Origin of the sequence: Actinomyces qiguomingii (assembly GCF_004102025.1) — a bacterium.
Taxonomy (GTDB): domain Bacteria; phylum Actinomycetota; class Actinomycetes; order Actinomycetales; family Actinomycetaceae; genus Actinomyces; species Actinomyces qiguomingii.
Genome location: NZ_CP025228.1, coordinates 2897217 through 2922634, shown reverse-complemented (window position 1 = coordinate 2922634; position 25418 = coordinate 2897217). Strand labels below are relative to the sequence as shown.

Annotated in this window: 19 protein-coding genes and 1 CRISPR repeat array; of the genes, 2 read left to right on the top strand and 17 right to left on the bottom strand. The window is 66.8% G+C overall.

Going from position 1 to position 25418, the window contains the following annotated elements; genetic code table 11:
- Positions 1-65 precede the first annotated feature (65 nt).
- A complete protein-coding gene (locus tag CWT10_RS17460) occupies positions 66-482 on the top strand; it encodes a hypothetical protein (RefSeq protein WP_233188162.1) in 417 nt (138 codons plus the stop codon).
- A gap of 16 nt (positions 483-498) precedes the next feature.
- Here CWT10_RS17460 and CWT10_RS12310 read toward each other — a convergent pair whose 3' ends face one another.
- From CWT10_RS12310 to CWT10_RS17455, 9 genes are all read right to left on the bottom strand, one after another.
- Positions 499-972 (bottom strand): hypothetical protein, encoded by a 474-nt coding sequence (locus CWT10_RS12310; RefSeq protein WP_233188161.1) that lies wholly within the window; start codon positions 970-972, stop codon positions 499-501.
- Positions 973-1048: 76 nt separating this feature from the next.
- Positions 1049-1924, bottom strand: a complete 876-nt coding sequence (gene purU / locus CWT10_RS12305; RefSeq protein WP_103063191.1) for a formyltetrahydrofolate deformylase — start codon at positions 1922-1924, stop codon at positions 1049-1051.
- Between the two features lie 483 nt (positions 1925-2407).
- Positions 2408-2944: a P-loop nucleotide/nucleoside kinase family protein gene (locus CWT10_RS12300; RefSeq protein WP_103062304.1), complete on the bottom strand. Its 537-nt coding sequence runs from the start codon at positions 2942-2944 to the stop codon at positions 2408-2410.
- 1445 nt (positions 2945-4389) lie between these two features.
- Positions 4390-4512, bottom strand: coding sequence for a type B 50S ribosomal protein L36 (gene ykgO, locus CWT10_RS12295; protein WP_103062046.1), 123 nt, complete (start codon positions 4510-4512; stop codon positions 4390-4392).
- 29 nt (positions 4513-4541) lie between these two features.
- Positions 4542-4793, bottom strand: a complete 252-nt coding sequence (locus tag CWT10_RS12290) for a type B 50S ribosomal protein L31 (RefSeq protein ID WP_103062047.1) — start codon at positions 4791-4793, stop codon at positions 4542-4544.
- Positions 4794-4833: 40 nt separating this feature from the next.
- Positions 4834-5139: a 30S ribosomal protein S14 gene (gene rpsN, locus CWT10_RS12285; RefSeq protein ID WP_103062048.1), complete on the bottom strand. Its 306-nt coding sequence runs from the start codon at positions 5137-5139 to the stop codon at positions 4834-4836.
- A complete protein-coding gene (gene rpmG / locus CWT10_RS12280; RefSeq protein WP_103062049.1) occupies positions 5139-5312 on the bottom strand; it encodes a 50S ribosomal protein L33 in 174 nt (57 codons plus the stop codon). The genes rpsN and rpmG overlap by 1 nt, the downstream gene beginning before the upstream one ends.
- Complete coding sequence (gene rpmB, locus CWT10_RS12275) at positions 5312-5548, bottom strand: 50S ribosomal protein L28 (protein WP_103062050.1); 237 nt, start codon at positions 5546-5548, stop codon at positions 5312-5314. Before rpmB ends, rpmG begins: the two co-directional genes overlap by 1 nt.
- Before the next feature lie 34 nt (positions 5549-5582).
- Positions 5583-5720 carry a hypothetical protein gene (locus tag CWT10_RS17455; protein WP_233188015.1) on the bottom strand — a complete coding sequence of 46 codons (138 nt, stop codon included), beginning with the start codon at positions 5718-5720 and terminating at the stop codon, positions 5583-5585.
- Between the two features lie 6 nt (positions 5721-5726).
- Between CWT10_RS17455 and CWT10_RS12270 the strand changes: the two genes are divergently transcribed.
- Positions 5727-6755 (top strand): GTP-binding protein, encoded by a 1029-nt coding sequence (locus tag CWT10_RS12270; protein ID WP_233188016.1) that lies wholly within the window; start codon positions 5727-5729, stop codon positions 6753-6755.
- 61 nt (positions 6756-6816) lie between these two features.
- A CRISPR array of direct repeats spans positions 6817-16063; the repeat unit is 28 nt; unit sequence GGATCATCCCCGCTCGCGCGGGGTCGAC.
- 56 nt (positions 16064-16119) lie between these two features.
- Here CWT10_RS12270 and cas2e read toward each other — a convergent pair.
- The 8 genes from cas2e to CWT10_RS12230 form a co-directional block, all read right to left on the bottom strand.
- Positions 16120-16512 (bottom strand): type I-E CRISPR-associated endoribonuclease Cas2e, encoded by a 393-nt coding sequence (cas2e, locus tag CWT10_RS12265; protein WP_103062191.1) that lies wholly within the window; start codon positions 16510-16512, stop codon positions 16120-16122.
- The gene (cas1e, locus tag CWT10_RS12260) at positions 16506-17444 is read right to left on the bottom strand and encodes a type I-E CRISPR-associated endonuclease Cas1e (RefSeq protein ID WP_103062190.1); all 939 of its coding nucleotides are present in this window, start codon (positions 17442-17444) and stop codon (positions 16506-16508) included. The genes cas2e and cas1e overlap by 7 nt, the downstream gene beginning before the upstream one ends.
- Positions 17445-17447: 3 nt before the next feature.
- Positions 17448-18131: a type I-E CRISPR-associated protein Cas6/Cse3/CasE gene (cas6e, locus tag CWT10_RS12255; protein ID WP_103062189.1), complete on the bottom strand. Its 684-nt coding sequence runs from the start codon at positions 18129-18131 to the stop codon at positions 17448-17450.
- Positions 18122-18859, bottom strand: a complete 738-nt coding sequence (gene cas5e / locus CWT10_RS12250) for a type I-E CRISPR-associated protein Cas5/CasD (protein WP_103062188.1) — start codon at positions 18857-18859, stop codon at positions 18122-18124. The genes cas6e and cas5e overlap by 10 nt, the downstream gene beginning before the upstream one ends.
- Positions 18859-19986 (bottom strand): type I-E CRISPR-associated protein Cas7/Cse4/CasC, encoded by a 1128-nt coding sequence (gene cas7e, locus CWT10_RS12245; RefSeq protein WP_103062187.1) that lies wholly within the window; start codon positions 19984-19986, stop codon positions 18859-18861. The genes cas5e and cas7e overlap by 1 nt, the downstream gene beginning before the upstream one ends.
- Position 19987: 1 nt before the next feature.
- Positions 19988-20593 carry a type I-E CRISPR-associated protein Cse2/CasB gene (gene casB / locus CWT10_RS12240; RefSeq protein ID WP_233188031.1) on the bottom strand — a complete coding sequence of 202 codons (606 nt, stop codon included), beginning with the start codon at positions 20591-20593 and terminating at the stop codon, positions 19988-19990.
- Between the two features lie 92 nt (positions 20594-20685).
- Positions 20686-22344 (bottom strand): type I-E CRISPR-associated protein Cse1/CasA, encoded by a 1659-nt coding sequence (casA, locus tag CWT10_RS12235; RefSeq protein ID WP_103062185.1) that lies wholly within the window; start codon positions 22342-22344, stop codon positions 20686-20688.
- Positions 22341-25292 (bottom strand): CRISPR-associated helicase/endonuclease Cas3, encoded by a 2952-nt coding sequence (locus CWT10_RS12230; protein ID WP_103062184.1) that lies wholly within the window; start codon positions 25290-25292, stop codon positions 22341-22343. Before CWT10_RS12230 ends, casA begins: the two co-directional genes overlap by 4 nt.
- Positions 25293-25418: the final 126 nt, after the last annotated feature.

The following is a 25418-nucleotide window of genomic DNA, read 5'->3' as shown; positions in this document are numbered from 1 at the left end:
ACGCTTCGGGGCGGGGCTGGTCACCACCGTGAGCGTGGCGATGACGGCCGCGGCGCATCCCCGGGGTGCCCTCCATCCCGCTCGCATTCTTCGCCTACTGCGCCTTCGAGCAGACGGCCATGCTGTGGAGCGCGACCTTCTTCGTCTCCGACCGGGGCTTGGACGCCTCCGCGGCGGCATCCTTCGGCGCCCTGTTCATTCTGGGACTGACCGCGGGCCGCTTCCTGTCCGGGTTATTCGCCGACCGGGTCGGGGACCGGGCACTGATCCGCGGCGGCTTCCTCCTAGGGGCCGCCGGTGCGGCGCTCATCGGCATCCAGATGGCGGCCGCCTATACGGGGACCACCATCATGCCGCCGTTGTTCGGAATCCTCTCCGGCCGGGTCGGCCTGCGGCTACTGCCCTTCTACCTCCTGGCCCTGGCTCTGCTGGGCCTGGTGATGACCGAGCGGCTCAATCGGCTGACGCACCGGCGCTCCTGAGGGCGCGGCAGGCGGGTCACAGGCGCACGAGCTCGACGAGCATCCAGGCCGCCGCCAACGTGTAGAAGCAGGCGTACAGGGCGTGCAGCGGCAGGTTCAGGCGCAGGTAGCGGGCGGCGGCGTCGGCGGAGATCGGCCGGCCGGAGACCAGCGTCTCCTCCGGCTCGGTGAAGCCGGTCAGCCGGTGGGCGACCAGCAGCAGGGGCAGGGCGACCACGCCGAGGACGCGACCGGTCAGGGGCGCGTGCCAGCCGGCGGCGAGCGCCGCCGCGGCTGTGAGAAACTGGATGAGCATGGCCGCGGCATAGACCGTCTTCAGGTGGGTGCGACGTCGGAAGGGCGCGTAATGGCGCTGCAGCTCCTCGATCCGGCCGGTGCGCACCATATGGCTGAAGAAGCCGCCGATCGTCAGGCAGTACATGACCAGGAAACCGGCGATCATGGCGGTGGCGAGTGCGGCGAGCAGACTCAGGACGAGGGGCGCGGACACGGCGGCAGTGTTTCTCCGTCGCCGTGCGGGCACAAGAGGCGTCAGGAAAAACCGTGCCGGGGGATGGGCGTGGGCGTCAGGCGAAGACGACGGTGCGGTGACCGTTGAGCAGCACCCGGTGCTCGGCGTGCCAGCGCACTGCCTGAGCCAGCACCCGCCGCTCGACGTCCTGCCCCTTGGCCCGCAGCATATCCACGGAGTCCTCGTGGCCGGCGCGGGTGACGTCCTGCTCGATGATGGGTCCCTCATCCAGGTCGGGAGTGACGTAGTGGGCGGTGGCGCCGATCAGCTTCACGCCGCGCTCGTGTGCCTGCCGGTAGGGATTGGCGCCCTTGAAGCTCGGCAGGAACGAGTGGTGGATGTTGATCACCCCACCGTGGAGACGCTCGCACAGGGCGGGGGAGAGGATCTGCATGTAGCGGGCCAGCACCACCAGCTCAACCTCCAGGGAGTCCACCAGCTCCAGTAACTGCGCCTCGGCGTCGGTCTTGGTCTCCTTGGTGACCGGGATGTGGTGGAAGGGGACCCCGTAGAAGTCGGCCACCGGCTGCAGAATTTCATGATTGCCGACCACGCCGACGACGTCGATCGGCAGGCCCTGGCTGCGGGCGCGGAAGAGCAGGTCGGTCAGGCAGTGACCCTCCTTGGAGACCATGATCAGGGTGCGCATGGGGCGACCGACCTCATCCAGCGACCAGGTCATGGAGTAGGTGCGGGCGAGTTCGGCCAGGTCCTTCTCCAACTCCTCACGCGCCACAGTGGTCTGCACTTGCACGCGCATGAAGAACAGGCCGGAGACCTCGTCGCCGAACTGCTTGGACTCGGTGATGTTTCCGCCGCGCCGGGCCAGCGCGCCGGAGACGGCGTTGACGATGCCGGGGCGGTCGGGGCAGGACAGGGTCAGGACGAGGTGGCGGGCGTCAGCGGGCGCGGTGGGGGCGGACGTGGTCATGGCAGGAGGGTAGCCGGGCGCGGCGGAGGCGGGGTAATGGGGCTCTTCCGGTTTGGGGGTGTGGTGGTTCATCGGGTGGTGGCGTGTGTGTCTGGGTTGGCGGGTGCGTGCGCGGCTGGGCTGGGCGGGGCGGGTTGTCCGCTGAGACCGGCACTTGTTACACGCTGAGACCGGCACTTGTGACGTGCCGAGGTGGTGGGTGGCGTCTTGGTGTCCGTGGTGGATCTGGCGCGACGGTTCGTACCTTGGCTCGACGGTTCGTACGTTGTGGTCGACGGTTCGTACCTTGTTGTGACGGTTCGGCACCCAGAGGTACGTACCGTCGCCGGAAGTGCCGAAGCGCTGTTGCCAAGTGACGAACCGTCACGCTAAGTGACGAACTGTCATGCGAAGTGACGAACCTTCATCCGAGGGCGCACGGGCGCACACGCCGGGCCCGCGCCCGGGCGGATGGCTCGGGGGAGGGGACGGGTGGCGGGCGGGTCAACAGATCGAGGCGGCGCTTACGGCGGCGCGGATAGCCGCGGCGGCATCCTGCGGACTGGTTTCGACGGTGTCGATGCGCAGCACGCCGGCGTCGTCCCACGGGTGGTACTCGCGTGCCCGTATTGCCTGCCAATCGGGCACCTCTAGGCCGGGTATGTCGACGTCGCGGCTCTCGGCGCGTTCGCGGTGAATAGCGGGATCGGAGCAGAGCAGTTCGACCTCGATCAGAACCGCATTGTGAGCCCGGGCGGTCTCCCGCCACGCGTCGCGGGTTACTGGCAACGGGTTGACGCACTCGGCAAGAACGTCGTTTCCGCCGTCCAGCAGATCGCCCGCCACGGCGTAACCCACGGCGTACCCGGCGCCCTGGACGCCGCCGTTGCCCATCTCGCCGGAAGCGTGCAATGCCTGCTCGATTGAGTCGATTCGAACGTAGGACAGAGCGCCGTCGCGGTTGAGTTCGCGAGCCACGGTGGACTTCCCGGTGGCGGGCAGCCCGCCGAGGACAATCAGGACGGGAGGGGAAGGCCGCATGCCCCGAGCGTACGCTCGGGGCTCCAAGGTTGCCATGCTACGAAGACGGGGCCGGAAAACCGGTGGTCTCGGTCTGTTTTCAGCTCTTGCAGTTCAAGGGTGTGGTGGTTCTGGGTGGGGTGGTCGTTCGGGTCCGTGAGGACATTTAGGCGCTGTCAGGCTGTTGGAGAGGTCGTTGCGGGGTGGAGAGTTGGTGCGTTCTGGTGTGGGTTTGTCTGGTAGTGGTAGTAGTTTGCTATGAACGGTGACGGTTTGTGCGCTTGCTCCGCGAGTCGTCGCGGCAGGTAGCGATTGGTAGACGTCAGTGCACGAGTTGTCGGGCTAAGGCGTGAACCGCTGGTCTGAGCGCGCGGATGGCCGGGTGTGCTGGTGATCTCCCGGCAAGGCGCCAGGTTGGCTTGCTGCGCGGATGGGCTTCAAGGATCGGCATTCCGGTTTGCGCTGCGCAAGTGGGAACGCTGGGGGCCGCCGTGTCATCTTGAGCGCTTGCGCACTCAGGGCGGGCCATGGCAACGGTGGTGGTCTGCGCGGTGTCGACACCACCTCCTGGCTCAGGGTGAGTGGGGCTTGGCGCATTGACGCATAGGGTGCGCGGGCCCTTGGGGCGGTGCGGCAAGTCAGGCACGCACCGGAAGCACCGGGCCGGTGCGGGGCCGGTGCAGGGCCGGTGCGGGGCCGGCGTTGGGTACGCCCCTTCGGCGTCTACTACTCCTGTTAGACCTATGTTGAAGGCTCCCGAACCCTTCAGCAGACACCTAACCGGCGTAGTGGACGCCTAACCGGAGTAGTAGAGCACGAACCGGTGTAGTAGACGCCCCCGGGCCACGGCCACCAGCACACCGCCGCCCCGCAAACACCAGCAAGCTCATTAACCAGTTCTCCCAGTTTGAGGACGCTTGTGAGCTAGGTGGGAGCTGACGACCCGACGGGCCGCCCGGCGAATAGAGCGCCAGCGGATTTCATGGCGGCCGGAGTGACGCCGGCGGGAGTAGTGCCAGCGAGCTTCGTGCCGGCGGGCTTCATGCCGGCCGGTCTGATGCCAGCCGGGGGTGGGCGGTGCGTCCGGGCGCACCGGCACAGAGCCGAAGGTCCAAATTCAGCACAAACGCCGCCAGCAACCGCCGGGGCGGTTGCTAAAACCGCGTGACTCCAGCACCCTACCCACGACCAGCGGCTTGGCCAGAGTCACTTACGCCGATACTGGACACCTCGAGCACCGGGGCATCCTCGCCTGCCCCGCCCCTACCTGGCCCGCATCCCTGCAGTCGGACCGCACTTGTCCCGTTGGACCACCCAAGAATGCTTCTGAGGCGACCCAACTACGCGCAGCCACTCCAAGCAGCCAGCCAGTCAGCCCAACCACCAGCAGACGCACACCCCAGACACCACCCCATACCCCGAAACCCGGAAGAGCCCGTTTTCGCGTTCCGTCCCGCGGCTTGTGCTTAGCGCTGACGGGCCTTGAAACGCGGGTTCTTTTTGTTGATGACATAGGTATGGCCGCGACGGCGCACGACCTTGCTGCCCGGTTGCTTGGCGAGTGAGCGGATGGAGGCGCGGACCTTCATGGAGTCCCCTTTCGGTGTTTGTGACGATGTCAGTGGGAGCGTTTGCCATAGCGCCTCTGGAACTTCTCCACCCGGCCGGCCGTATCCATGATGCGGCCCTTTCCGGTCCAGAACGGGTGTGAGGCGCTGGAGATGTCGACGTCTACCAACGGGTAGCTGTTGCCGTCTTCCCATTGGATGGTGTGGGGCGACGTAATGGTTGAACGTGTGAGGAAGGCAAAGTCGGCGGACTTATCGCGAAAGACCACCGGGTGGTAGTCGGGGTGGATTCCTGGGCGCATGCAGCAGCTCCTTCGTTGTTCTGAGCGATAGGTTGAGGATCTACCAGGAGGACTTGGTGATGCCGGGAAGCTCTCCGCGCAGCGCCATCTCCCGGAATCGGACGCGGCTCACTCCCGCCTTGCGGATGAACCCGCGGGGGCGCCCGTCCACGGCGTCGCGGTTGCGCAGTCGGGTGGGAGAGGCGTCGCGGGGAAGTGCGTGCAAGGCGGTCATGGCCGCGCGACGCGCTTCCTCGCTAAGGGCGGGGTTGACGCTCGCCCGTTTCAACTCCGCCCGTCGCTCGGCGTAACGGGCTACAGTCCGACGCCGGCGCGCATCGGCGGCGAGTTTGGATTTCTTGGCCATCAGCGGGACTCCTTGAATTCGACATGACGGCGAACCACCGGATCGTATTTGCGCAGGATCAGACGCTCAGGCGTGTTGCGGCGGTTTTTGCGGGTGACGTAGGTGTATCCGGTGCCGGCGGTAGAGACCAGCTTGATGACCGGACGCAGATCCCTGGCCTTGACGCCGGCCATCAGACTCGCTCCCCTCTAGCGCGCATCCTCGCGACGACGACGTCGATGCCCACCTGATCGATGATCTTGATGCCCTTGGCGCTGACCCTCAGCTTGACCGTCCGCCCCAGGGAGGGCACCCAGTAACGTTTGGTCTGCAGATTGGGCAGCCACCGGCGCTTGGAGCGGCGGTGGGAGTGTGAGATCGAGTACCCGGTGACCGGACGGGCGCCCGTGACTTGGCAGTAACGGCTCATGAGAGGCACTATATGCGAACGATTCTCATTGTCGTCAACTGGAGGTTCCGTGCACTGCCTCACGCTCATAAGCGCCGTCGACCCGTTGCTGCTCGACCTGATAGCTCTCGCTCTTCACGGTGAAGGGGCGCTCGTCATACAGGCGAGTCTCATTCCTGGGCAAGGAGAACACGGAGTGGTGCGGCTGACCGCTGCATGGCCACTCGGCTCCGTCGGGACCGCCTGCCGTACCACATCGGTGATCGACATTCCGCGTTCGAAAGACTGCTGGACCTGCTCGCTGCGAGAGGTGCTGGTCGCCGTCGGCGAGGATCGCGCCAGAATTGAACCGGATGGAACCACCGTCATCCTGCTTCCCGTCGGAATCGAACTGGTCCACCTGGTTCCCGGTCTGGCTGAGGAGCTAGAACTCGTACCGGGGGTAGCTCTGGCTGGAATTGCACATATTATTGATGTCGACTCCGCTGAGGAGAACCTGTTGGAACACCGGCCGTTGGCGGAGTTGGCTGGTGACGCCTACGGAGACGACAGGCGCTGCAGCGGTGAGATCCACATGGTCGCCATCGGGTATGCGGACGTGGTCGTAACCATCGGCGAGGACCTGGTTGGCCACGATCTGGTGGAACATCTGCGCCCGCACGACACACTGCTCCTGCCGGGCCTGGATGCACCGTTGCTTTCCGAGTTGTTGAGCATTAGACACGACGTTGATTCGGCGCTCGAGCGCGTGCACCCAGCCACCATCAGGGCGTGGGGCGGGCCCGACGAGCACGGCGTGCGCACTTTGGACCTGTCCTCCGAGCTGCCCTTCCACCCCGGGCGGCTGCGCGAGTTCGTCGCTGACCTGGCCGGACGCGGTCTGCTCGCCCGCGGCTGCTTCTGGCTTCCCAGCCGTCCTGGGCGCGTGTGCACTTGGGAAGTCGCCGGCGGCGTGGTCAGCGTGGGCGACGCCGGGGCCTGGGATGCGGCGCCGCGTAGGGAGACGACTGAGGTGAATGAACCAACCGTTACGCCGATCGGAGGGTCTCTAGGTGATGCAGACGGGCCGCGATGCCACCTGGTTGTCACCGGAGTGGCGGATGAGGTGCAGTGCGCTCGGGTGGCCGATGCCTTTCATCGGATTCTGCTGCGGCCGGACGAAATGGGGGAGGCGCTGGCCTGGGCCGGAGCTCCAGACGGCTTAGAGGACTGGTTCGGGCAAGAGTGAGTGAAGCATCGGTGGCGGTGGGTGCAGTCGGAAGTGAATCATCCTGTGCATGTGGGAGGTGGGACCATCTCCGTTCGCGCGGGGTCGACTCGGCCGCTAGCTCAGCCATGGAGCCGAACTCGGGATCATCCCCGCTCGCGCGGGGTCGACAGGTTGAATGAGGATGATCGTTCGCCGGCCCAGGGATCATCCCCGCTCGCGCGGGGTCGACACCGGCTGTACGACAGCGGGGACGAGGCCGGTCGGATCATCCCCGCTCGCGCGGGGTCGACCTGGTAGGCGTCCGGGTCAGGCTCGGCTCCCTCGGATCATCCCCGCTCGCGCGGGGTCGACAACTGGCACAGCCGGGGCGCAGCGGCCCAGCAGGGATCATCCCCGCTCGCGCGGGGTCGACTGGACACCAAACTGGATCGTCGACGACAGCGCGGGATCATCCCCGCTCGCGCGGGGTCGACGCCCATGGCCGGGCCGACGGCGTTCTTCCAGGAGGATCATCCCCGCTCGCGCGGGATCGACGCCGGCAATGCGACTGCTGGCAGCCGTTTTTTCGGATCATCCCCGCTCGCGCGGGGTCGACGTCACGGTCACGCCCAGGTCCTCCATGGCTGCGGGATCATCCCCGCTCGCGCGGGGTCGACCCAGCTATTCGGCGGATGATGAGATCGCCACCCGGATCATCCCCGCTCGCGCGGGGTCGACCGGCCCCGGCGCATCAGCGCCCGGAACTTGCGGGGATCATCCCCGCTCGCGCGGGGTCGACTACGACGCCGTGCTCATCGACTGTCCGCCGAGCGGATCATCCCCGCTCGCGCGGGGTCGACCAAACGTCTAGTTGCAGGGTAACCTCAGTGGTGGGATCATCCCCGCTCGCGCGGGGTCGACGGGCACTCCCGCCCAGTTGGTCCCTGCACTCTCGGATCATCCCCGCTCGCGCGGGGTCGACCGGCGGCTCATCGAGAAAGTCATTGGAGTCTCCGGATCATCCCCGCTCGCGCGGGGTCGACAGCGCAGGTAGACGGTCTGCGCCCTCTCCCACGGGATCATCCCCGCTCGCGCGGGGTCGACGAGCTACCTACCACGTCGGCCTATGGAAGAGCCGGATCATCCCCGCTCGCGCGGGGTCGACGTCCGCATCCGCCGCGCCGGAAAACCCATCCGGGGATCATCCCCGCTCGCGCGGGGTCGACCCGACCGCGCGCGCCAGCTTGTCCAGATCGGGCGGATCATCCCCGCTCGCGCGGGGTCGACGCCGTGTTCATCCGCTGAGGGGCCACACCAGACGGATCATCCCCGCTCGCGCGGGGTCGACAACAAGCTGCGAAGCGCAGGTCAGACCATGGTAGGATCATCCCCGCTCGCGCGGGGTCGACCAGCGGCGCGGTGGCCACTGGAAACCGTCGCGCGGATCATCCCCGCTCGCGCGGGGTCGACAAGCTGAGCACCTGCGCGAACGTCGACTTCCCGGGATCATCCCCGCTCGCGCGGGGTCGACTTTCGTCAGGTCGAAGAGGGTCTTCCGGTCATCGGATCATCCCCGCTCGCGCGGGGTCGACCATGCGTCCCACCCACAGCCCCTCAGGCATTTCGGATCATCCCCGCTCGCGCGGGGTCGACCTAATACACCGGGCCATCCCCGCTACCGCGGGGGGATCATCCCCGCTCGCGCGGGGTCGACGTTGGGGGTGGGGGCGGTGAATGTGAGGCGGGCGGATCATCCCCGCCCGCGCGGGGTCGACCGGCTGCCTCCCCGGGCGGTGAGGGCCGCCGGGGGATCATCCCCGCTCGCGCGGGGTCGACCTGTATCGGTCGCTGGCCTCCATCAGCAGGCGCGGATCATCCCCGCTCGCGCGGGGTCGACCTCTCGGGTGTCAACCGTTTGGGTTATGCGGCCGGATCATCCCCGCTCGCGCGGGGTCGACACCGCCGCCCTCACCTTCGAGGCCGGCACCACCGGATCATCCCCGCTCGCGCGGGGTCGACGTCGAGGCGTAGCTCGGGGTGTGTGGCCCAGGGGGATCATCCCCGCTCGCGCGGGGTCGACTTGCCGATAATACGGACGGCCGCCGAAATCAGCGGATCATCCCCGCTCGCGCGGGGTCGACCTACTGCGGGCCGGGGCCGTCGCGCAGATGAGCGGATCATCCCCGCTCGCGCGGGGTCGACGCGTGGGCGCGGCGGTACTCGGCGCGCACCAACGGATCATCCCCGCTCGCGCGGGGTCGACCTACTGCGGGCCGGGGCCGTCGCGCAGATGAGCGGATCATCCCCGCTCGCGCGGGGTCGACGCGTGGGCGCGGCGGTACTCGGCGCGCACCAACGGATCATCCCCGCTCGCGCGGGGTCGACCTTGACGCCGAGGACGCTGACGTGGAGGCCGCGGGATCATCCCCGCTCGCGCGGGGTCGACTCCCACACCAGCCCCCCGGGCACGGTGGTCGTGGGATCATCCCCGCTCGCGCGGGGTCGACCCCTCACGCCGGCCGCCGAGTCCCCGGTCTCGGGGATCATCCCCGCTCGCGCGGGGTCGACAGCGGCATCCCCAATCTGCGCCCGCCCGATCGCGGATCATCCCCGCTCGCGCGGGGTCGACGCTGTCGGAGCTGATCCCCGCTACCCCCGCAGCGGATCATCCCCGCTCGCGCGGGGTCGACTCGCCGACGACCAGGCGGACGTGGCCTACACCCGGATCATCCCCGCTCGCGCGGGGTCGACCACCAGCAAGGCCGGCAGACCACGATCTTCGACGGATCATCCCCGCTCGCGCGGGGTCGACGCGAGCCGGCAGCGCTTGCGCGCCGGAAAGCACGGATCATCCCCGCTCGCGCGGGGTCGACGCAATGACCACGACCACGACCACCACGCTCAACGGATCATCCCCGCTCGCGCGGGGTCGACCCTAACGCGCTTACAGGCTGAGTGTTATGGGCCGGATCATCCCCGCTCGCGCGGGGTCGACGGTGTTCGCCGCACTACGTGACCTCCTAGGGCAGGATCATCCCCGCTCGCGCGGGGTCGACAGCGTCGCCGACGTCGACCAGCCCTACCAGCACGGATCATCCCCGCTCGCGCGGGGTCGACCGGCTGGCGGGTGGGGTGTTCTTTTTCGACCGGTGGATCATCCCCGCTCGCGCGGGGTCGACCTCGTCGGAGCTGCCATAGCCATATCGGGCGTCAGGATCATCCCCGCTCGCGCGGGGTCGACGCCCTATGGGGCGCCGAGAAGCCGGGCCTCGCGGGATCATCCCCGCTCGCGCGGGGTCGACGCCCTATGGGGCGCCGAGAAGCCGGGCCTCGCGGGATCATCCCCGCTCGCGCGGGGTCGACTTCGGGCCGCTCAGGCCAACTACAAATATTTTGCGGATCATCCCCGCTCGCGCGGGGTCGACTTTTACTATCGAACTACGCCGCATCGAACATTAGGATCATCCCCGCTCGCGCGGGGTCGACGCGTCCACGTGCAGGTGCAGGCGCCCCTCACGAGGATCATCCCCGCTCGCGCGGGGTCGACGGCGAGGAGCTCGGTCGCGAAGGCGTGGCGTAGGGATCATCCCCGCTCGCGCGGGGTCGACCCTGTGGGGCTGGTCGCGGACGTGTTCGGCGGGGGATCATCCCCGCTCGCGCGGGGTCGACCCCGCCAACCGGCAGGCCCGAGACGAGATCACCGGATCATCCCCGCTCGCGCGGGGTCGACCCATAGCTTCTCCTCTCAGGCGCTGGCGAGGAAGGATCATCCCCGCTCGCGCGGGGTCGACGACGCGATGCCGGAGGCGTGACCCCATGACTGAGGATCATCCCCGCTCGCGCGGGGTCGACGACCGCTGGCACGACCGGTTTGAGCTGGGCCGGGGATCATCCCCGCTCGCGCGGGGTCGACTTCCACGGCGTGTCCTGGTAGCCGGTGGCCGTGGGATCATCCCCGCTCGCGCGGGGTCGACGCAGAGTTCAATGATCAGCCAATCCACATCACCGGATCATCCCCGCTCGCGCGGGGTCGACCTCGCTCATGATGTTCCCCTTTCGATTGAGCGAGGATCATCCCCGCTCGCGCGGGGTCGACGGGAAATCGGTTTCGAGACCGTCGACATGTTCCGGATCATCCCCGCTCGCGCGGGGTCGACGGTGTCCGATTGCGGGTCGCGGTCAGCACTGTATGGATCATCCCCGCTCGCGCGGGGTCGACGAGGTGCTGGATGACGATGGGCAGACGCCAGCGGGATCATCCCCGCTCGCGCGGGGTCGACCTCCAGAGCGACACCGCCAGCCTGCGTGTCCTGCGGATCATCCCCGCTCGCGCGGGGTCGACACTGGCACGTGAAGGTACCCGATCTGAATTCACGGATCATCCCCGCTCGCGCGGGGTCGACGGTAGGCCATTCACTGAGACGCCGCCGGGTCAGGGATCATCCCCGCTCGCGCGGGGTCGACTCCCCACTTGGTGCGCTGTATCCGCGGGCGAGCGGATCATCCCCGCTCGCGCGGGGTCGACGGCCGAGGCGATCCGGGAGAGAGCCCAGCAGGCGGATCATCCCCGCTCGCGCGGGGTCGACGACAGGTCGACTGTCTCGTAGTCGACGCCGGCCGGATCATCCCCGCTCGCGCGGGGTCGACGTATAGCACGATAGGATGGGAAGCATGGAACGGGGATCATCCCCGCTCGCGCGGGGTCGACTTCCACCCACTCACCCTCGCCGTAGGGAGGGGGATCATCCCCGCTCGCGCGGGGTCGACTGTACTAAATGTGCCGGGTACAGTGGCCCGCTCCGGATCATCCCCGCTCGCGCGGGGTCGACTCGTAGGCGATGTCCGCCGTCCGGTACAACGCGGGATCATCCCCGCTCGCGCGGGGTCGACTCGCGGCGGGTGCCCAGTCTCCGCTTCACGTGCGGATCATCCCCGCTCGCGCGGGGTCGACACGCAGTGGCGACCGACGCCAATGTTGCAATTAGGATCATCCCCGCTCGCGCGGGGTCGACTCCAGAAGCAGTACAGCACGTCACGCATTTCAGGGATCATCCCCGCTCGCGCGGGGTCGACAGTCGTAGCAATGTTCCGCGCCGAGCCCTCTCCGGATCATCCCCGCTCGCGCGGGGTCGACGAAAAACTCCCAGACGGTGGCCCAAAAGGCGTCGGATCATCCCCGCTCGCGCGGGGTCGACCCCTCGATAAACCACCGCGCATCACAGTGCACCGGATCATCCCCGCTCGCGCGGGGTCGACCCCAAAACGCGTCTTGCGCATCCTCCATCTCGAGGATCATCCCCGCTCGCGCGGGGTCGACGTTGAAATCGTCGACGGGCAAGCAGATTCAAGAGGATCATCCCCGCTCGCGCGGGGTCGACGCGTGCTGAAGGAACTGCAAGCAGATGGCTATGGGATCATCCCCGCTCGCGCGGGGTCGACAGCCGTAGCAGCGTTCCTCGCCGGGCGCTCTCCGGATCATCCCCGCTCGCGCGGGGTCGACTCGTCCATAGCCATACTGACAATCCGAACGTCAGGATCATCCCCGCTCGCGCGGGGTCGACATGGCAAGCGCTAGCGCGATGAACAAATTCGTGGGATCATCCCCGCTCGCGCGGGGTCGACGCCATCAACAGATCAAAATTCTGAGCCTTCAACGGATCATCCCCGCTCGCGCGGGGTCGACAACTTCAACTCACCCGTGTATTTGCGGATAGCCGGATCATCCCCGCTCGCGCGGGGTCGACACGAGCGGGATCACCCTACGGCCCGCCGCCGACGGATCATCCCCGCTCGCGCGGGGTCGACGCGCGAATACGGATAGTTCGAGCGAGACTACGAAGGATCATCCCCGCTCGCGCGGGGTCGACGTGTTGAGCCACTCGAGGTCTTCCTCGCTGACCGGATCATCCCCGCTCGCGCGGGGTCGACAGGGTGAGATTGATTACACGGCGCCGCGGCCAGGGATCATCCCCGCTCGCGCGGGGTCGACCGCTGGAATCTACAGCATTATCGGCTGGGTCCAGGATCATCCCCGCTCGCGCGGGGTCGACCATAGAATTGGCGTCGACAACAATGCCGTCGACGGATCATCCCCGCTCGCGCGGGGTCGACCTACCAGTGGAGGCAATCCCCAGCGCGTTCGCGGGATCATCCCCGCTCGCGCGGGGTCGACTTCCACGGCGTGTCCTGGTAGCCGGTGGTCGCGGGATCATCCCCGCTCGCGCGGGGTCGACAGTCGCACTACGCCCGCATGTGTGGACGTATGCGGATCATCCCCGCTCGCGCGGGGTCGACCATCTCGGCCTGGCTGATGTGGGCTCGGCTGAGGGATCATCCCCGCTCGCGCGGGGTCGACACGCCTCCGGAAGCGACCGTCGACGACGGAGCGGGATCATCCCCGCTCGCGCGGGGTCGACCCCGCTAAGGCCCTGGAGGCCGAGGCCGACGGAGGATCATCCCCGCTCGCGCGGGGTCGACGGGGCGCCGGTTCCATCCCCGGCGCCCCCTCTGGGATCATCCCCGCTCGCGCGGGGTCGACTTCTCGATAGCGCCGTTGAGATCCTCGGCCGCCGGATCATCCCCGCTCGCGCGGGGTCGACTGGCATTCGCAATCTGTATAACAACCCGACACAGGATCATCCCCGCTCGCGCGGGGTCGACCGCGGCCTACATGACGGCGAGGCCGACGCTGTAGGATCATCCCCGCTCGCGCGGGGTCGACCTCCTCGACGCTGTACCCGGCGGCCTTGAGCGCGGATCATCCCCGCTCGCGCGGGGTCGACACTGGGCTAGGCGATCGACTGTGCGGAGTTGCTGGATCATCCCCGCTCGCGCGGGGTCGACGTCAACGGCGCCGGAGCGACCGCCGAAGCCGAAGGATCATCCCCGCTCGCGCGGGGTCGACATTACTTGGCGTCATGGACATCCAGTTATACACGGATCATCCCCGCTCGCGCGGGGTCGACCGAATTTGGTACCGTGCACGCCGGGCGACAGGCGGATCATCCCCGCTCGCGCGGGGTCGACAGGTTGGATCACGCCAGCCGCCCCGAACGCGACGGATCATCCCCGCTCGCGCGGGGTCGACGCCACCTGACCGCGCGCCTTCCGCCCGAACGCGACGGATCATCCCCGCTCGCGCGGGGTCGACAGGTTGGATCACGCCAGCCGCCCCGAACGCGACGGATCATCCCCGCTCGCGCGGGGTCGACGCGTTTGACGGTTGCCTGCGAGGCGGCCGGTGCGGATCATCCCCGCTCGCGCGGGGTCGACGACGCCCACGGCCTTGCCGAGTTTGAGGGCCTGGGATCATCCCCGCTCGCGCGGGGTCGACGGCCGAGGCGATCCGGGAGAGAGCCCAGGAAGCGGATCATCCCCGCTCGCGCGGGGTCGACTAAGGCGGATCTCGGCCTCGACCGATTCGGAGCGGATCATCCCCGCTCGCGCGGGGTCGACACATGGGGTTCGGCAACTTCGTCGACCATCGAGGGATCATCCCCGCTCGCGCGGGGTCGACCTCTGGGCGGAGTGTTTTGGTCGGTGGCGTATGGGATCATCCCCGCTCGCGCGGGGTCGACTGTTAGTTGAGGTGCGGTCCGTCCGGTGATGGCGGATCATCCCCGCTCGCGCGGGGTCGACCCCGCCGCCGCCACCGACCGCGAGGTCGAGCGGGGATCATCCCCGCTCGCGCGGGGTCGACCCCGCCGCCGCCACCGACCGCGAGGTCGAGCGGGGATCATCCCCGCTCGCGCGGGGTCGACTCTGAAAGCGTTAACCATTGAGAGGCGCTGCGAGGATCATCCCCGCTCGCGCGGGGTCGACATACGCCGCCACCATTGGCCTGGGAACCGACAGGGATCATCCCCGCTCGCGCGGGGTCGACGATCGAATGCGTCTACCGAGTACGCTTCGCGTAGGATCATCCCCGCTCGCGCGGGGTCGACGGCTAATATGCCGGCTTCGAATTCTACCAGCAAGGATCATCCCCGCTCGCGCGGGGTCGACATTCTGCTCTCCTTTAATCCGGGCTTCCCTAACGGATCATCCCCGCTCGCGCGGGGTCGACTCGCTATACCAGACCGCCGGGGAAGAGTCGAACGGATCATCCCCGCTCGCGCGGGGTCGACTACCGGTCCCAGGCGGCCCGGTCGCCGTAGAACGGATCATCCCCGCTCGCGCGGGGTCGACTCCCTATCACAATGGCCTAACCCTGTACCCGAAGGATCATCCCCGCTCGCGCGGGGTCGACGCGGAGAGCGCGGTAGAGCCGGTCAAAGTCCGCGGATCATCCCCGCTCGCGCGGGGTCGACGGTGATCCGGGGATCGTTGAGGGCGGCGTCCAGGGATCATCCCCGCTCGCGCGGGGTCGACGGACCGGTGATCGTGATGGCATTCGATCCGTTCGGATCATCCCCGCTCGCGCGGGGTCGACTTCCGTAAGGATGTCAATAACGCTCTGTGTTGAGGATCATCCCCGCTCGCGCGGGGTCGACTGATCTTGATCGTCCCCTGTTCCGCGGGACCGAGGATCATCCCCGCTCGCGCGGGGTCGACATGGCAAGCGCTAGCGCGATGAATGAATTCGTGGGATCATCCCCGCTCGCGCGGGGTCGACAGGTCTTCCTCGGAAACCTTAACACTGATGGTCGGATCATCCCCGCTCGCGCGGGGTCGACATCCAGGAACAGTATGACGTTATTGAGATGGCGGGATCATCCCCGCTCGCGCGGGGTCGACCGGCTACGGCACCACCATGGCGGGGTTCTTCGCGGATCATCCCCGCTCGCGCGGGGTCGACGAAATATCCTGGCTGCCACTATCGGTTTTTGAGGGATCATCCCCGCTCGCGCGGGGTCGACTTCTCAATAGCACCATTAAGATCCTCAGCTGCTGGATCATCCCCGCTCGCGCGGGGTCGACCATCAGAGAATCTGCTTTCCGAATGCCTTGGGAGGATCATCCCCGCTCGCGCGGGGTCGACTTAAGAACCGCGACATTGGACGGGTCCTTCAACGGATCATCCCCGCTCGCGCGGGGTCGACAGGTAATCGCGGCCCCTCTGGGAGCGGGCCATCGGATCATCCCCGCTCGCGCGGGGTCGACGGCGAGAGTTATCGCGATGATGGTTTGACCGTGGGATCATCCCCGCTCGCGCGGGGTCGACCTCAACTACGGCATCCCCGACAAGAACGGCGTGGGATCATCCCCGCTCGCGCGGGGTCGACGTCGATCCTGGAGGACACATGCCCGACCACGTAGGGATCATCCCCGCTCGCGCGGGGTCGACACGCGGTCCAGCAGGTCCCCGCCGTCGGCCCGGGGATCATCCCCGCTCGCGCGGGGTCGACGCTTGTAGATCCTTGGATTCCCAACGCCCCGAAGGCAGATTCTACACGTGATTCCTTTACTGCTGACCTAGTGCCCGCTCCGCCGTGTTGCGGAAGCGGCGGCGTCTGGCTGCGATCGACCATGATTCTTTGGCGGGCTTTACTGCGCCGGGAATCGACTTGGCCCCTTCGATCTGCCGGTACGGTGTGCGCATCACGATGCAGCCCTCGATATCGACGGGATCGCGGTCATGACCAAGTGATGCGATTTCGAAGTGCTGCTCAGAGCGCGCAGACCAGATGAGCAGTGCCCTACCGTCGCCTATGTATGCCCTGACGAGCTCCCATAGTTGTTCACGCACCCTGGCGGACAGATGCCCGACGAACACGCCCGGGCTCACTTCGAGCAGCCAACGTGTCATGGCGCCGCGCAAAGAAGCAGGTGCGGCGGAGAGAATCAGCACTACCATCCGCCTGCATCCTCTTCCGAATAGTTCGCGCCACCGGCAACTAGTCGCCGCTGGTAATCCCACAGGGAGACCACGTTGACGCTCAGGTCCTCCTCCTCCTCGACGCCGAGTAGGCCACGGATGTCCTTGACGGCACGTTCGATGACGCGTAGCTCGAACACCTTGTCGCGCACTCGGCGCCTGGTGGTGCCCCTCAGATCTTCCATGCCCTCGGCAACGACATCGAAGGCCATGGGGATCGTCGTCTCCGCCTTGTAGAGGTCAGCGATGTCGTACACGAAGGAACGCTCGTGCCCGGTATGTACGAAGCCCAAGCCGGGCGAACAACCCAGCGAAACAATGACGCCGTGCACTACCCCGTACAGGGCGGCGTGGGCGGCGGAAAGCGCCTGGTTGATCGGATCCGAGGCCTCGAAGTCGTCGGGTCGGTAGTCGCGGCGGGTCCAGGGAACGCCGGTCCTGCGCGAGTTCTCCCGGTAGATTTCGCGCACGCGGGCGCCTTCTCGACCGCGCAGCTGCTGCATGGTGAGGCCGCTGACATCCTCGCCGTGGAAGCGCATGGAGTACATCTCACGGGCCACCCGCAGACGCTTCTGTGGCGAGGAGACTCTGGCCGCTTGTTCCTCCAATAAACGGGTGGAGGTGGCCAGCGAGCGTCCGTGCGCGTAATAGCGCACGCCCCGTTCTCCCACCCAGACGGCGGTCGTTCCACACTCACCCAGCAGACACATGGCCTGGTGGCTCACCGAGGTTCCGGGCCCCAAAAGCACCGCGATCAATGAGGCTGCCGGGACCCGGACAGTGCCCTGGTCATTGCGCGCAGTAAGCGCTCCGTCCTCGCGATGCACTACACAATGCTCCGCATAGAGGAACGTCATGCGGTCCTGCACGCGCGGGAGCGCTGTCACGGGAACCGGCAGCATCCGGGCCATGGTTTAGCGCCGTCCCACTCTTGCGAGAGTCAGGAGTCCGCAGCCATAGGCCTTTGAACGCCCGATACCCGCCACTAACGCATGACGGAGCTTGTCCGGATTGGTCACCTGCAGAACGCCTTCATAGACGGTCCGGTTGATCGTGACTCGGTCGCGCACTTCGGCGTCGGGGCGCTGGCGGTTGAAGATCGGACGTTCTCGGCGGACGACGACGACGGACTGCGCTGCTTCGTCGTCGTCCCCTTCGGTGGGGACAAGCTCGAATCCGTAGTTGGGGGTGCGGTTTATCAACCACTGCCGTTGCTGCTCAACGGTCACATGGCCGTACCGCTTTCCCCGTTTGCCGGGTCCCTGAGCGACTGAGCGCGAGGGGTTGGCGGCTAGACGGAACGCCCACAGCTGGCCAGAGTCAAGCTGGTTCAGAAACGGCGAGTAGTCGAGAGTTCGGGCCTGCAAATCACGAACGCCGGCATCGGCCACGAGCTGTGTGCAGTCGGGCTCCGAGGGGGTGAGCAAGTACAGCGAGGTAGATGCTCCGGGGTCAACCCGCCACAGGACCCTACCTGCGCCGTCCCCAGAATCTTCTCCCGCTGCTTTCATGACGACGGCGTGCATGACCTGCGGCGAACCCAAGTACTTGCGAGCCAGGCGCCGAGACGGATCGAGGCCAATCTTCGTCAGGAACACTGTGCGGCCTCCTCCACATCGGCCATCGGATCGTGGGCATCCACTGATGAAGACGGCTTATCCGCCGGTGCCGTCAGTGGTACTTCCAGCCGTTCTACTTGACGGAACCCGTACTCGCGCCGGCGCGGATCGAAGGACAGCGGAACATCACGACTTCCGCGGAGATCGCCCCTGTGCTCTTCTTCGGGCACGGCATCCAGGTCCAGGAGTAATTCGGCGTTGAAAGCCGAGTGTCGATGGCGCCGACGGAACCACGGCGAGGCCAGCCACGGCTCCTCCCTGAGGGCATCGTAAAGCGGCGCATCACGCAGTCCCAAGGACACAGGCTGCGTCGGCGGACACGACCGTCTACCCAGATACAGGGGGAAGACGGGATGCTTGACCGCCTCGTCCAGCCCTTGAAGGAGTGCATCGTCTCCCTCGATTCCGGCCAGGAATACGGCATCGGTGAGGTAGTAGCGCTCTGACAGTGGCATGGAGTCCTTGCCGTCGAGCGATCGGGCGGTGTGGAAGTCGCGGATCACAGTGCCGGGCTGGTCCTTACGGACGCCGAAGCGGAGCCGAAGCAGATCTTCGATCGGATCTGTCCGACGCCGGCCGACGGCGGAGGCGAGCATGCCGAGCACGCCGCTCTTGGTGGGGGCAAGTTCCGTGGCGCGAACGGTGAAACGAGACTTCACCCCCCACGCCTGCATAGGGCCGGCGAGTCGTAGCAGGAGAACAGCCATCAGGCCTGCTCCTCGTCGGCTACGCGTGCAGCCACGGTCTCCCGCAGACGGCCGGACAGATCCGCGAAGGAGACCCGTTCGCCCAAGGATGCGACGGCGTCGGAGTCCTTCAGGGAGACGATAAAGCTCGCGACGGGCCGCAGGCCGTAGGTGCCTTCCACCGCGTGCGCATGCTCCGCGAGCGCCTCGACAGAGCGGGCAAGGTAGCCGCGGGTCTCGTCGGTACGGACCGGCTGCTCGAAGGCTCCCACCAGTGAGACCGGCTGATCGTCACGTACGGAAACAACAATCGCCTCGGGCACGGTCCGGTTGGCGAAGGTGTTCTGCTTGCCCGTCGGCATGGACAGGCAGAAACCCTTGACGAAGACCTCAAGGGCGCGCAGGGCGGCATCGCTGTTGCCCAGGTTCTCGGCTAGCAGATCGAGGTTGACGGTGGCGTACCGGTACACCGTTGCCGAGGAGAACTCGACCGTACCCATCATGCCGGCGCCGGCGTCCTCCTCTTCGGAGCGTGACTTCGCGTCGTCGACGGCGGTGAAGAAGTCATACTCGTTCTCGGCGGCGTGGGTGGAGATCGCGTGCGCAACCTGGCAGGCAGCGTCTACGTTGAGGTCGGTGTCATCAGCGACCATGCGGCCGAACAGCGACACGTCGACGGCGTGGGCCTCCTTGAATATCTTCTTGACTTCCTTGGCGTCAAGCTTCTCGCCGCTCCTAGCGGCAGCTATCGCCAGTACTGCCAGTCGCGCGACCTGACTCGTTGAGAGGAACAGCAGGTAGCCGGACTCCTGCGGAGCGTCCTTCTTTCCCCGCGGCGGAGACAACTTGATCTTGGCTGCCTTGAATACTTCCTCAGCCAGTGCGGGAGCGGATTCGGTGAGGTCGGGCGCCTCAGCCGCGATCCTGTCTGCCAACAGTTCTACGACGCGCTTGGTGCGGATGCCGACGTCGGAGGCGTCCAGGAGCTCGTTGAAGTACAGGCGCGTGGCCCGCTTCCAGGACTGGCTGGAGACGCGAAGCCGTCTCACGCCACCGTAGACGGCTGACTTCGGGGAGCCGGAGTCGTCGCGGTTGACGCAGGACGGCGGCAGGTTCTGGATGATGTGGAGGTCGACGTAGGTGCTCATTTCAGTTCTCCGGGGTTGAAGGTGTGGGGGCGGAATCGATAGTTGTTGTGCCGGTGGGTGACGTGGAGTCGTCGGTGGCAGTGAGCCGGCCGTACTGGCGGGACCACCTCAGTCGGACGTCTTTGGCACCTCCCGGACGTTGGAAGTCAACTAGGTCGTCGGCGAGCATGGCGTGATCCAGGAGGATGCGGTGGGCGCGCAACTGGGAGACGAAACTCCGCAGATGATGGCGTAGCTCGCCGATAGTGGTTGAGGTCACCAGGGCGTTGAACCGTGCCCGCGCGGAGGGGTTCTCCTGGTCGTGCGGACCGATTAAGTCGCGCGCCGCGCGGCCAAGGCCTACTCCGGGCTGGAACATCCCTTCGGTCCGCGACTGCTGATGCACGGCATACAGGGTCATGGCGGTGTGCACGGCGAGCTCTTCCCATGTGGGAGCGTCTCCGGCACTGGACACTACAGGCACGGCGGTCAACGACCAGACCTCGGGGAGCTCCCCGGGGAGGCGGCTTGCCGCCTTGCGTAGGGCGGCAACGTCGGCGCGCCCCTGAGACTCATTGCGCAGGTAGCGTGCCTGGAGGCCATTGGGCCCGCCTAGGCGCTTATCCACGAGTTGCCCGGCGTTCTCTCGAAGTCTGCGTCTCGGCTCTTGCGGTGGCGCTGTGCTCTGGGGCCCTTTGGGAGCATCAGCTTCTTGCTGCGTCATGCAACTGTCCTCTCTTCTTCATCATTGGGTGTGTCCTCGCTATCGGGCGGAGGGATGATCTTGTTGAGCGCCGCACGGAAGAAGACCAGAGCACGGCTGACGTCCATGCGTCCGGGACCTTCGCCTCGCCCGGCATATGCCGTCTCCGGTGCGGCGGAAGCGAGTGCGTCCTGCTGACGCCAGGCCTCCGAGAGCACAAGCGTCCGCCATTGATCACGCCCCGCCGTCGGGTCGATTTCCGCCAGGGAAGCGAGCCAACGGGGGAACTCCTCATCAATCACCTGGTAGAAGGCGGTGCTGGCGCGGTCGCGGGCTGCCGTGGCCGTGTCCGGGCTGCCGCCACTGGCGCGGTCTAGATTTGCGGCGAGATTGCGTAGCGCACCGGCTACCTGCTCGGTCTGCTCCATGGCGTCCCGGACCACGGCAACCAAGCGCGTTTCCTTGGGATCGAGCAACCGGGCCGGTAACGCGAGGACATCGTCCACCAGTTCCTCCACGACGGCCTCTTTCGAACCGTATGCAATGCCGGTGGCGTGCAGCGGTATGAGGCCTGACATCGGAACGATCTCATTCATCATGAGCACCTGGTAAAAGTCCACCACGCCGGGAGACATAAACCTGGTCACCTCTCCTGCGCCCTTGACTGTCAGCGAGGGGCTGAGCTGCGCGATCAGCGAGGACAAACCCCGCCAGAAGGCCCGATCCGTCGGCAACTTGCGCGGCATGTAGACGGGGGCCTTGAGCTTCTTGGTCTGCGGCTCGGAGAAGCGCCACGCCGTCATGGGCTCAACGGAGAAACGGTTCTGCGGGGTTGCCTTGTCCCCGTTCCCGAGGAAGAGCCCAGTCACCGACTCGTCGTCACCGTGCAGCAGGACGCGCCGCGTCTGCCACGTGTAGCAAGAGACCGGGCCGGTCGGTTCCAGTGCCGGCGCACCTGCCGGGCCATCGGGATCTCGCTCCCATGGGGCGAGGTCGAGCTCCGAATTGACTTCGCGCAGACCCCCGGTCGCTTCGCAGACTACGGTGTTGAGCAGCAGCGTGCGCTCCAGGTTTTCTCCGGTTACAGCTACGGCGCCGATCTGGCCGGTCCAGCCCGGGCCGATCGGGTATCCCTTTCCATTCTTTACCTGCGGGTCGCCAACGGCGCCGGACCGAATACCTGAGGGATCGTAGGCGTGGACGTGTACCAGCCACCTGGCGGCCTCCGCCCAACCGATGGCATCCAGGCCCTCGGCGATACGGGTGGTGAAGAAGGGATTGCCGTTGGGCACGTCCACGATCAGGGACTCCAAGCCCGAGATCTTGCCTGAAGCCGAGTGAATCCCGGCCACCTGGAAGAACGGCTGCTCGGGGTCGCGCAGATCGAATCGATCCCGGAAGCGCTCCAGATAGGCGGCGGCGTCCGTCCCGAGCCTTCCCGCTTCGTCCCAGTACTCCTCCCACGTGTCCAGGTCCTCCGGACCGTCCATGGCCCGGTGGCAGATGGCTAGGAGTAGACGCAGAATCGCCATGTCCTGACTGGCGATGTCGCCGTGGATGCCCTCAATGTCTTGTGCATCGCGGAAGAGGGCGAGGAGAGAGACCTCAGCGGGCATGCCGTCGAGTCGGGTCACCCTGATCCAGGGCTCGTCGAGAAGATTGAAGCTTGCTGTCATGCGTTGCGGACCTCCTTTAGCCCGGTGGTGGATGAGTATTCGAGTGTGGTCCCGGCCAGCTGTGCCCGGCCGTCCTCGAGGAGAAGGAAGAGCTGCCCCCGGAGCTGTGGATCAGCCTGCCACGCGGGTACGACACGAATTTCGAGCTCTTGTATCGCCCGGTCTAGCTTGTCTCCCCTGGTGACACCCGCCGGCAGCCGCACGGAGGACATCGCCATGGCCCGTACAACGTCCCGGCTGGGAACCTGATCCGTCGGAATCGGAGCTCCGGGGGCTTCGGGTGCGTGTATCAGCGTGCGCAGTTCTTCCTGCCCTCCCTCCCGGTGAAGCTCGAGCAGCATAACCTCCAGCGAGTCCTCGCCGTCGCGGACCTGCGCGTGCCCGGTCTCCTCGTTGTCCGACGCCGTAGTGTGAAGCCAGTCGATCAGCGAAGTGGATTTGCCACTGCTCTTGGGTTCTTCCAGGAGGAACGCCCGCGCGGCGTTCTGCTTCATCTGGAGCTCTTGCGCGTAGGCGTCTCGCGCTTGCGCGAGCGCGTTCTGCCACGCCGGTGGCACGTTGGCGCCAGCTCCATAGACGGCCTCGATCAGTCCGTGGACGTCGTCGGGCACCCTCACGATGCCGCTGGCGTCGACGACGCTGCGTAAGGCGGCGGCGCTGAGCAGCATGTCGTGCCCGCCATAGATCGTCGCAGCTCCGCGTTCAAGTGAAGGCTCGCTTGAACCCGTTGGCGGAAGCCAATCTATGTAGCAGGTGGGTGTAGCGAGCCGGGGCGGCCGCGGGCGCTGATGGCGGTGCAGTCGCCCCATGCGCTGAAGCACCAGGTCGACGGGAGCGAGGTCGGTGACGAGCAGGTCGAAATCGACGTCTAGAGACTGCTCCACCACTTGCGTGGCAACGACGATGGCGCGATGCGGGCGTTCGGGATGGTTGCGCGGCGGGCCGAAGCGGCGGAGCAGCTCAGCGTCCTTGGCAAGACGATCACCGATGGTGAAGCGGGCATGGTTAAGGGTGACGTCGTCGCCGAAGTGCTCGCGCAGAGCCTCGTAGGTCTCCTGAGCGCGCCCGACGGTGTTGCGGACAACAAGGGCGCAGCCGCCGTCGGCGAGCTTGTCCTCCATCAGCGACAGCAAACCGTCTTTGCCGAGCTGTCGGATCTGGGCGGTGGAGCGACGCCCCGCGGAGGTAACCGGGATGACCTTGGTGGATTCGCGACCGGCAGCAACCAAGCACGGGAAGGGCGTATTGATCGTCTCGGGGTTGGAGCGTTCGCTAAGCCGCTGACCGTTGGACAGCTGCAGGCCGCGGCGGTACGCATCCACCATCGCCGTGCAGCGTGCCTCCGACAGCGTTGCGGATAGCAGCACCACCGGCACGCCGTAGGCGGCCAGCCAGGTCAGCGCCCGGTCAAGGTAGGTGTTCATGTAGGTCGAGTAGGAGTGCACCTCATCGACCACAACTACCTTGCGGGACAGGCCCAGGTGGCGCATCGCCAGGTGCGGCGAGCGCATCGCGCCGAACAGCAGATGGTCAACGGTGGTGACGACGAAGTCCGACAACATCGACTTCTTCCGCCCGTTGAACCAGGCCATGATGGCCACGTCCGCCGCGCGCCGCCCTGCTGCGTCAAGCGGTTGCCTGCTACGCGCCTCCTGTTCGTCCCAGCCGATGCCCGCGGGCCGGGGACCGTCCGCCCGCTCGCCGCCGAGAGAACCGAACAACCGGTCCCGCAACTGGTACCCGCGGCGCCGTAGCTCCCGTGCCTCCTCATTCAGACGGGCGCGGCCGTGAATCAACTGCACAGCGAAGTCCGAGGGAGCGCCGTCGTCGGCGTATGCCCGCTCGACGGCGTCCAGCCAGTCCAACTTGCGGGAGAACATGGCGTCGGTGGTGGCCTGGGTCGGCAGGGCGAAGAGGATACCGGCCCGTCCCGTGCGCGCGGCAAGCACCTCGGCGGCCATGAGCGCCGACTCGGTCTTGCCCCCACCAGTGGAATCCTCAACGACCAGAATCCCGGGGAGCTCCATGGTGCGGGCGGCATCGAGCGCCTGTGTCTGAACATCGGTGGCGCACGCGCCGTCGGGCAGCTTGAACCGCTGTGTCAGCAGCGAGTCGGCATCGATGCCGGTGTCGCGCGGGTGCCACGGCGTCGGGATCTCCAGCGGCGACAGGCCCCGCTGAACACGGACAGCATGCGCGTCGGGTGGCAGCAGGGTGGCGCCGTCGTCGTCCAAGGGAAGCAGCGGGAAATAGTCCTCGGTTGAAGCGATCCAGTCGGCCACGATGACCAGGCCGGATAGCTCGACCAGGAACGGCTGGGACCACTTTCGGCGACTCCATGCGCCTAGCAGGGGAGCAGCGCCGGTCCTGCTTGTCACCAGATTCAGTAGCTCGCTGCGTGCGGCGGCCCAGGGCTCGTCACCGAGCAAGTGGTCGCGTCCTGCGATTTCGGTGGTGAGGTTTGCCGTAGTGGGAGGGATGCCGTGATGGGCCCCGACGACGGAGGCAAGCGCCGTGCGGCCACCCCGGGTACCGGCGTACTCCGTGCGAAGCCAGCGCTGGAGGACGAGGTGCCCAGCCAGGCCGTGCGGCAGCCTGCGGCGGTCGTCAGCGTCGAGCGGCTCGTGCCGCAGGCCGACTTCTCGCATCCGATCACCAAGGTGCGGGACCTTGCTGGAGAAAGCCGGCGAACACTTGCCGATGTCATGCACGCCTGCGATCCAGGAAGCCAGCAGACAGAACTCGTCGACGGGGGAGAGGCCAGAATCGGACTCGGCGAACTCGCGCTCAATGAGATCCCGGACGGTCGGCGCCAGCCAGTTGCGAGCCAGGTGCTCGGCCACGGCCGCACTGTCCAGCAGGTGCAGCCACAGCGGCAGCCATACGCGGCTTTCGGGATCGTATCCGGACTTCGCCCACACGGACCGGGCGGGAGCTGAGAGTGTCACGGGACTCCTTTGTCTGAGAGGATGCTTGACAGTAGATCTGTAGAGACGGTGAGCGTGCCAGTATGAGAGAGCTGTCATATACTTGTGATCTACGTCTGCTGGCGCATGTGATCTCCGAGTTCCCCG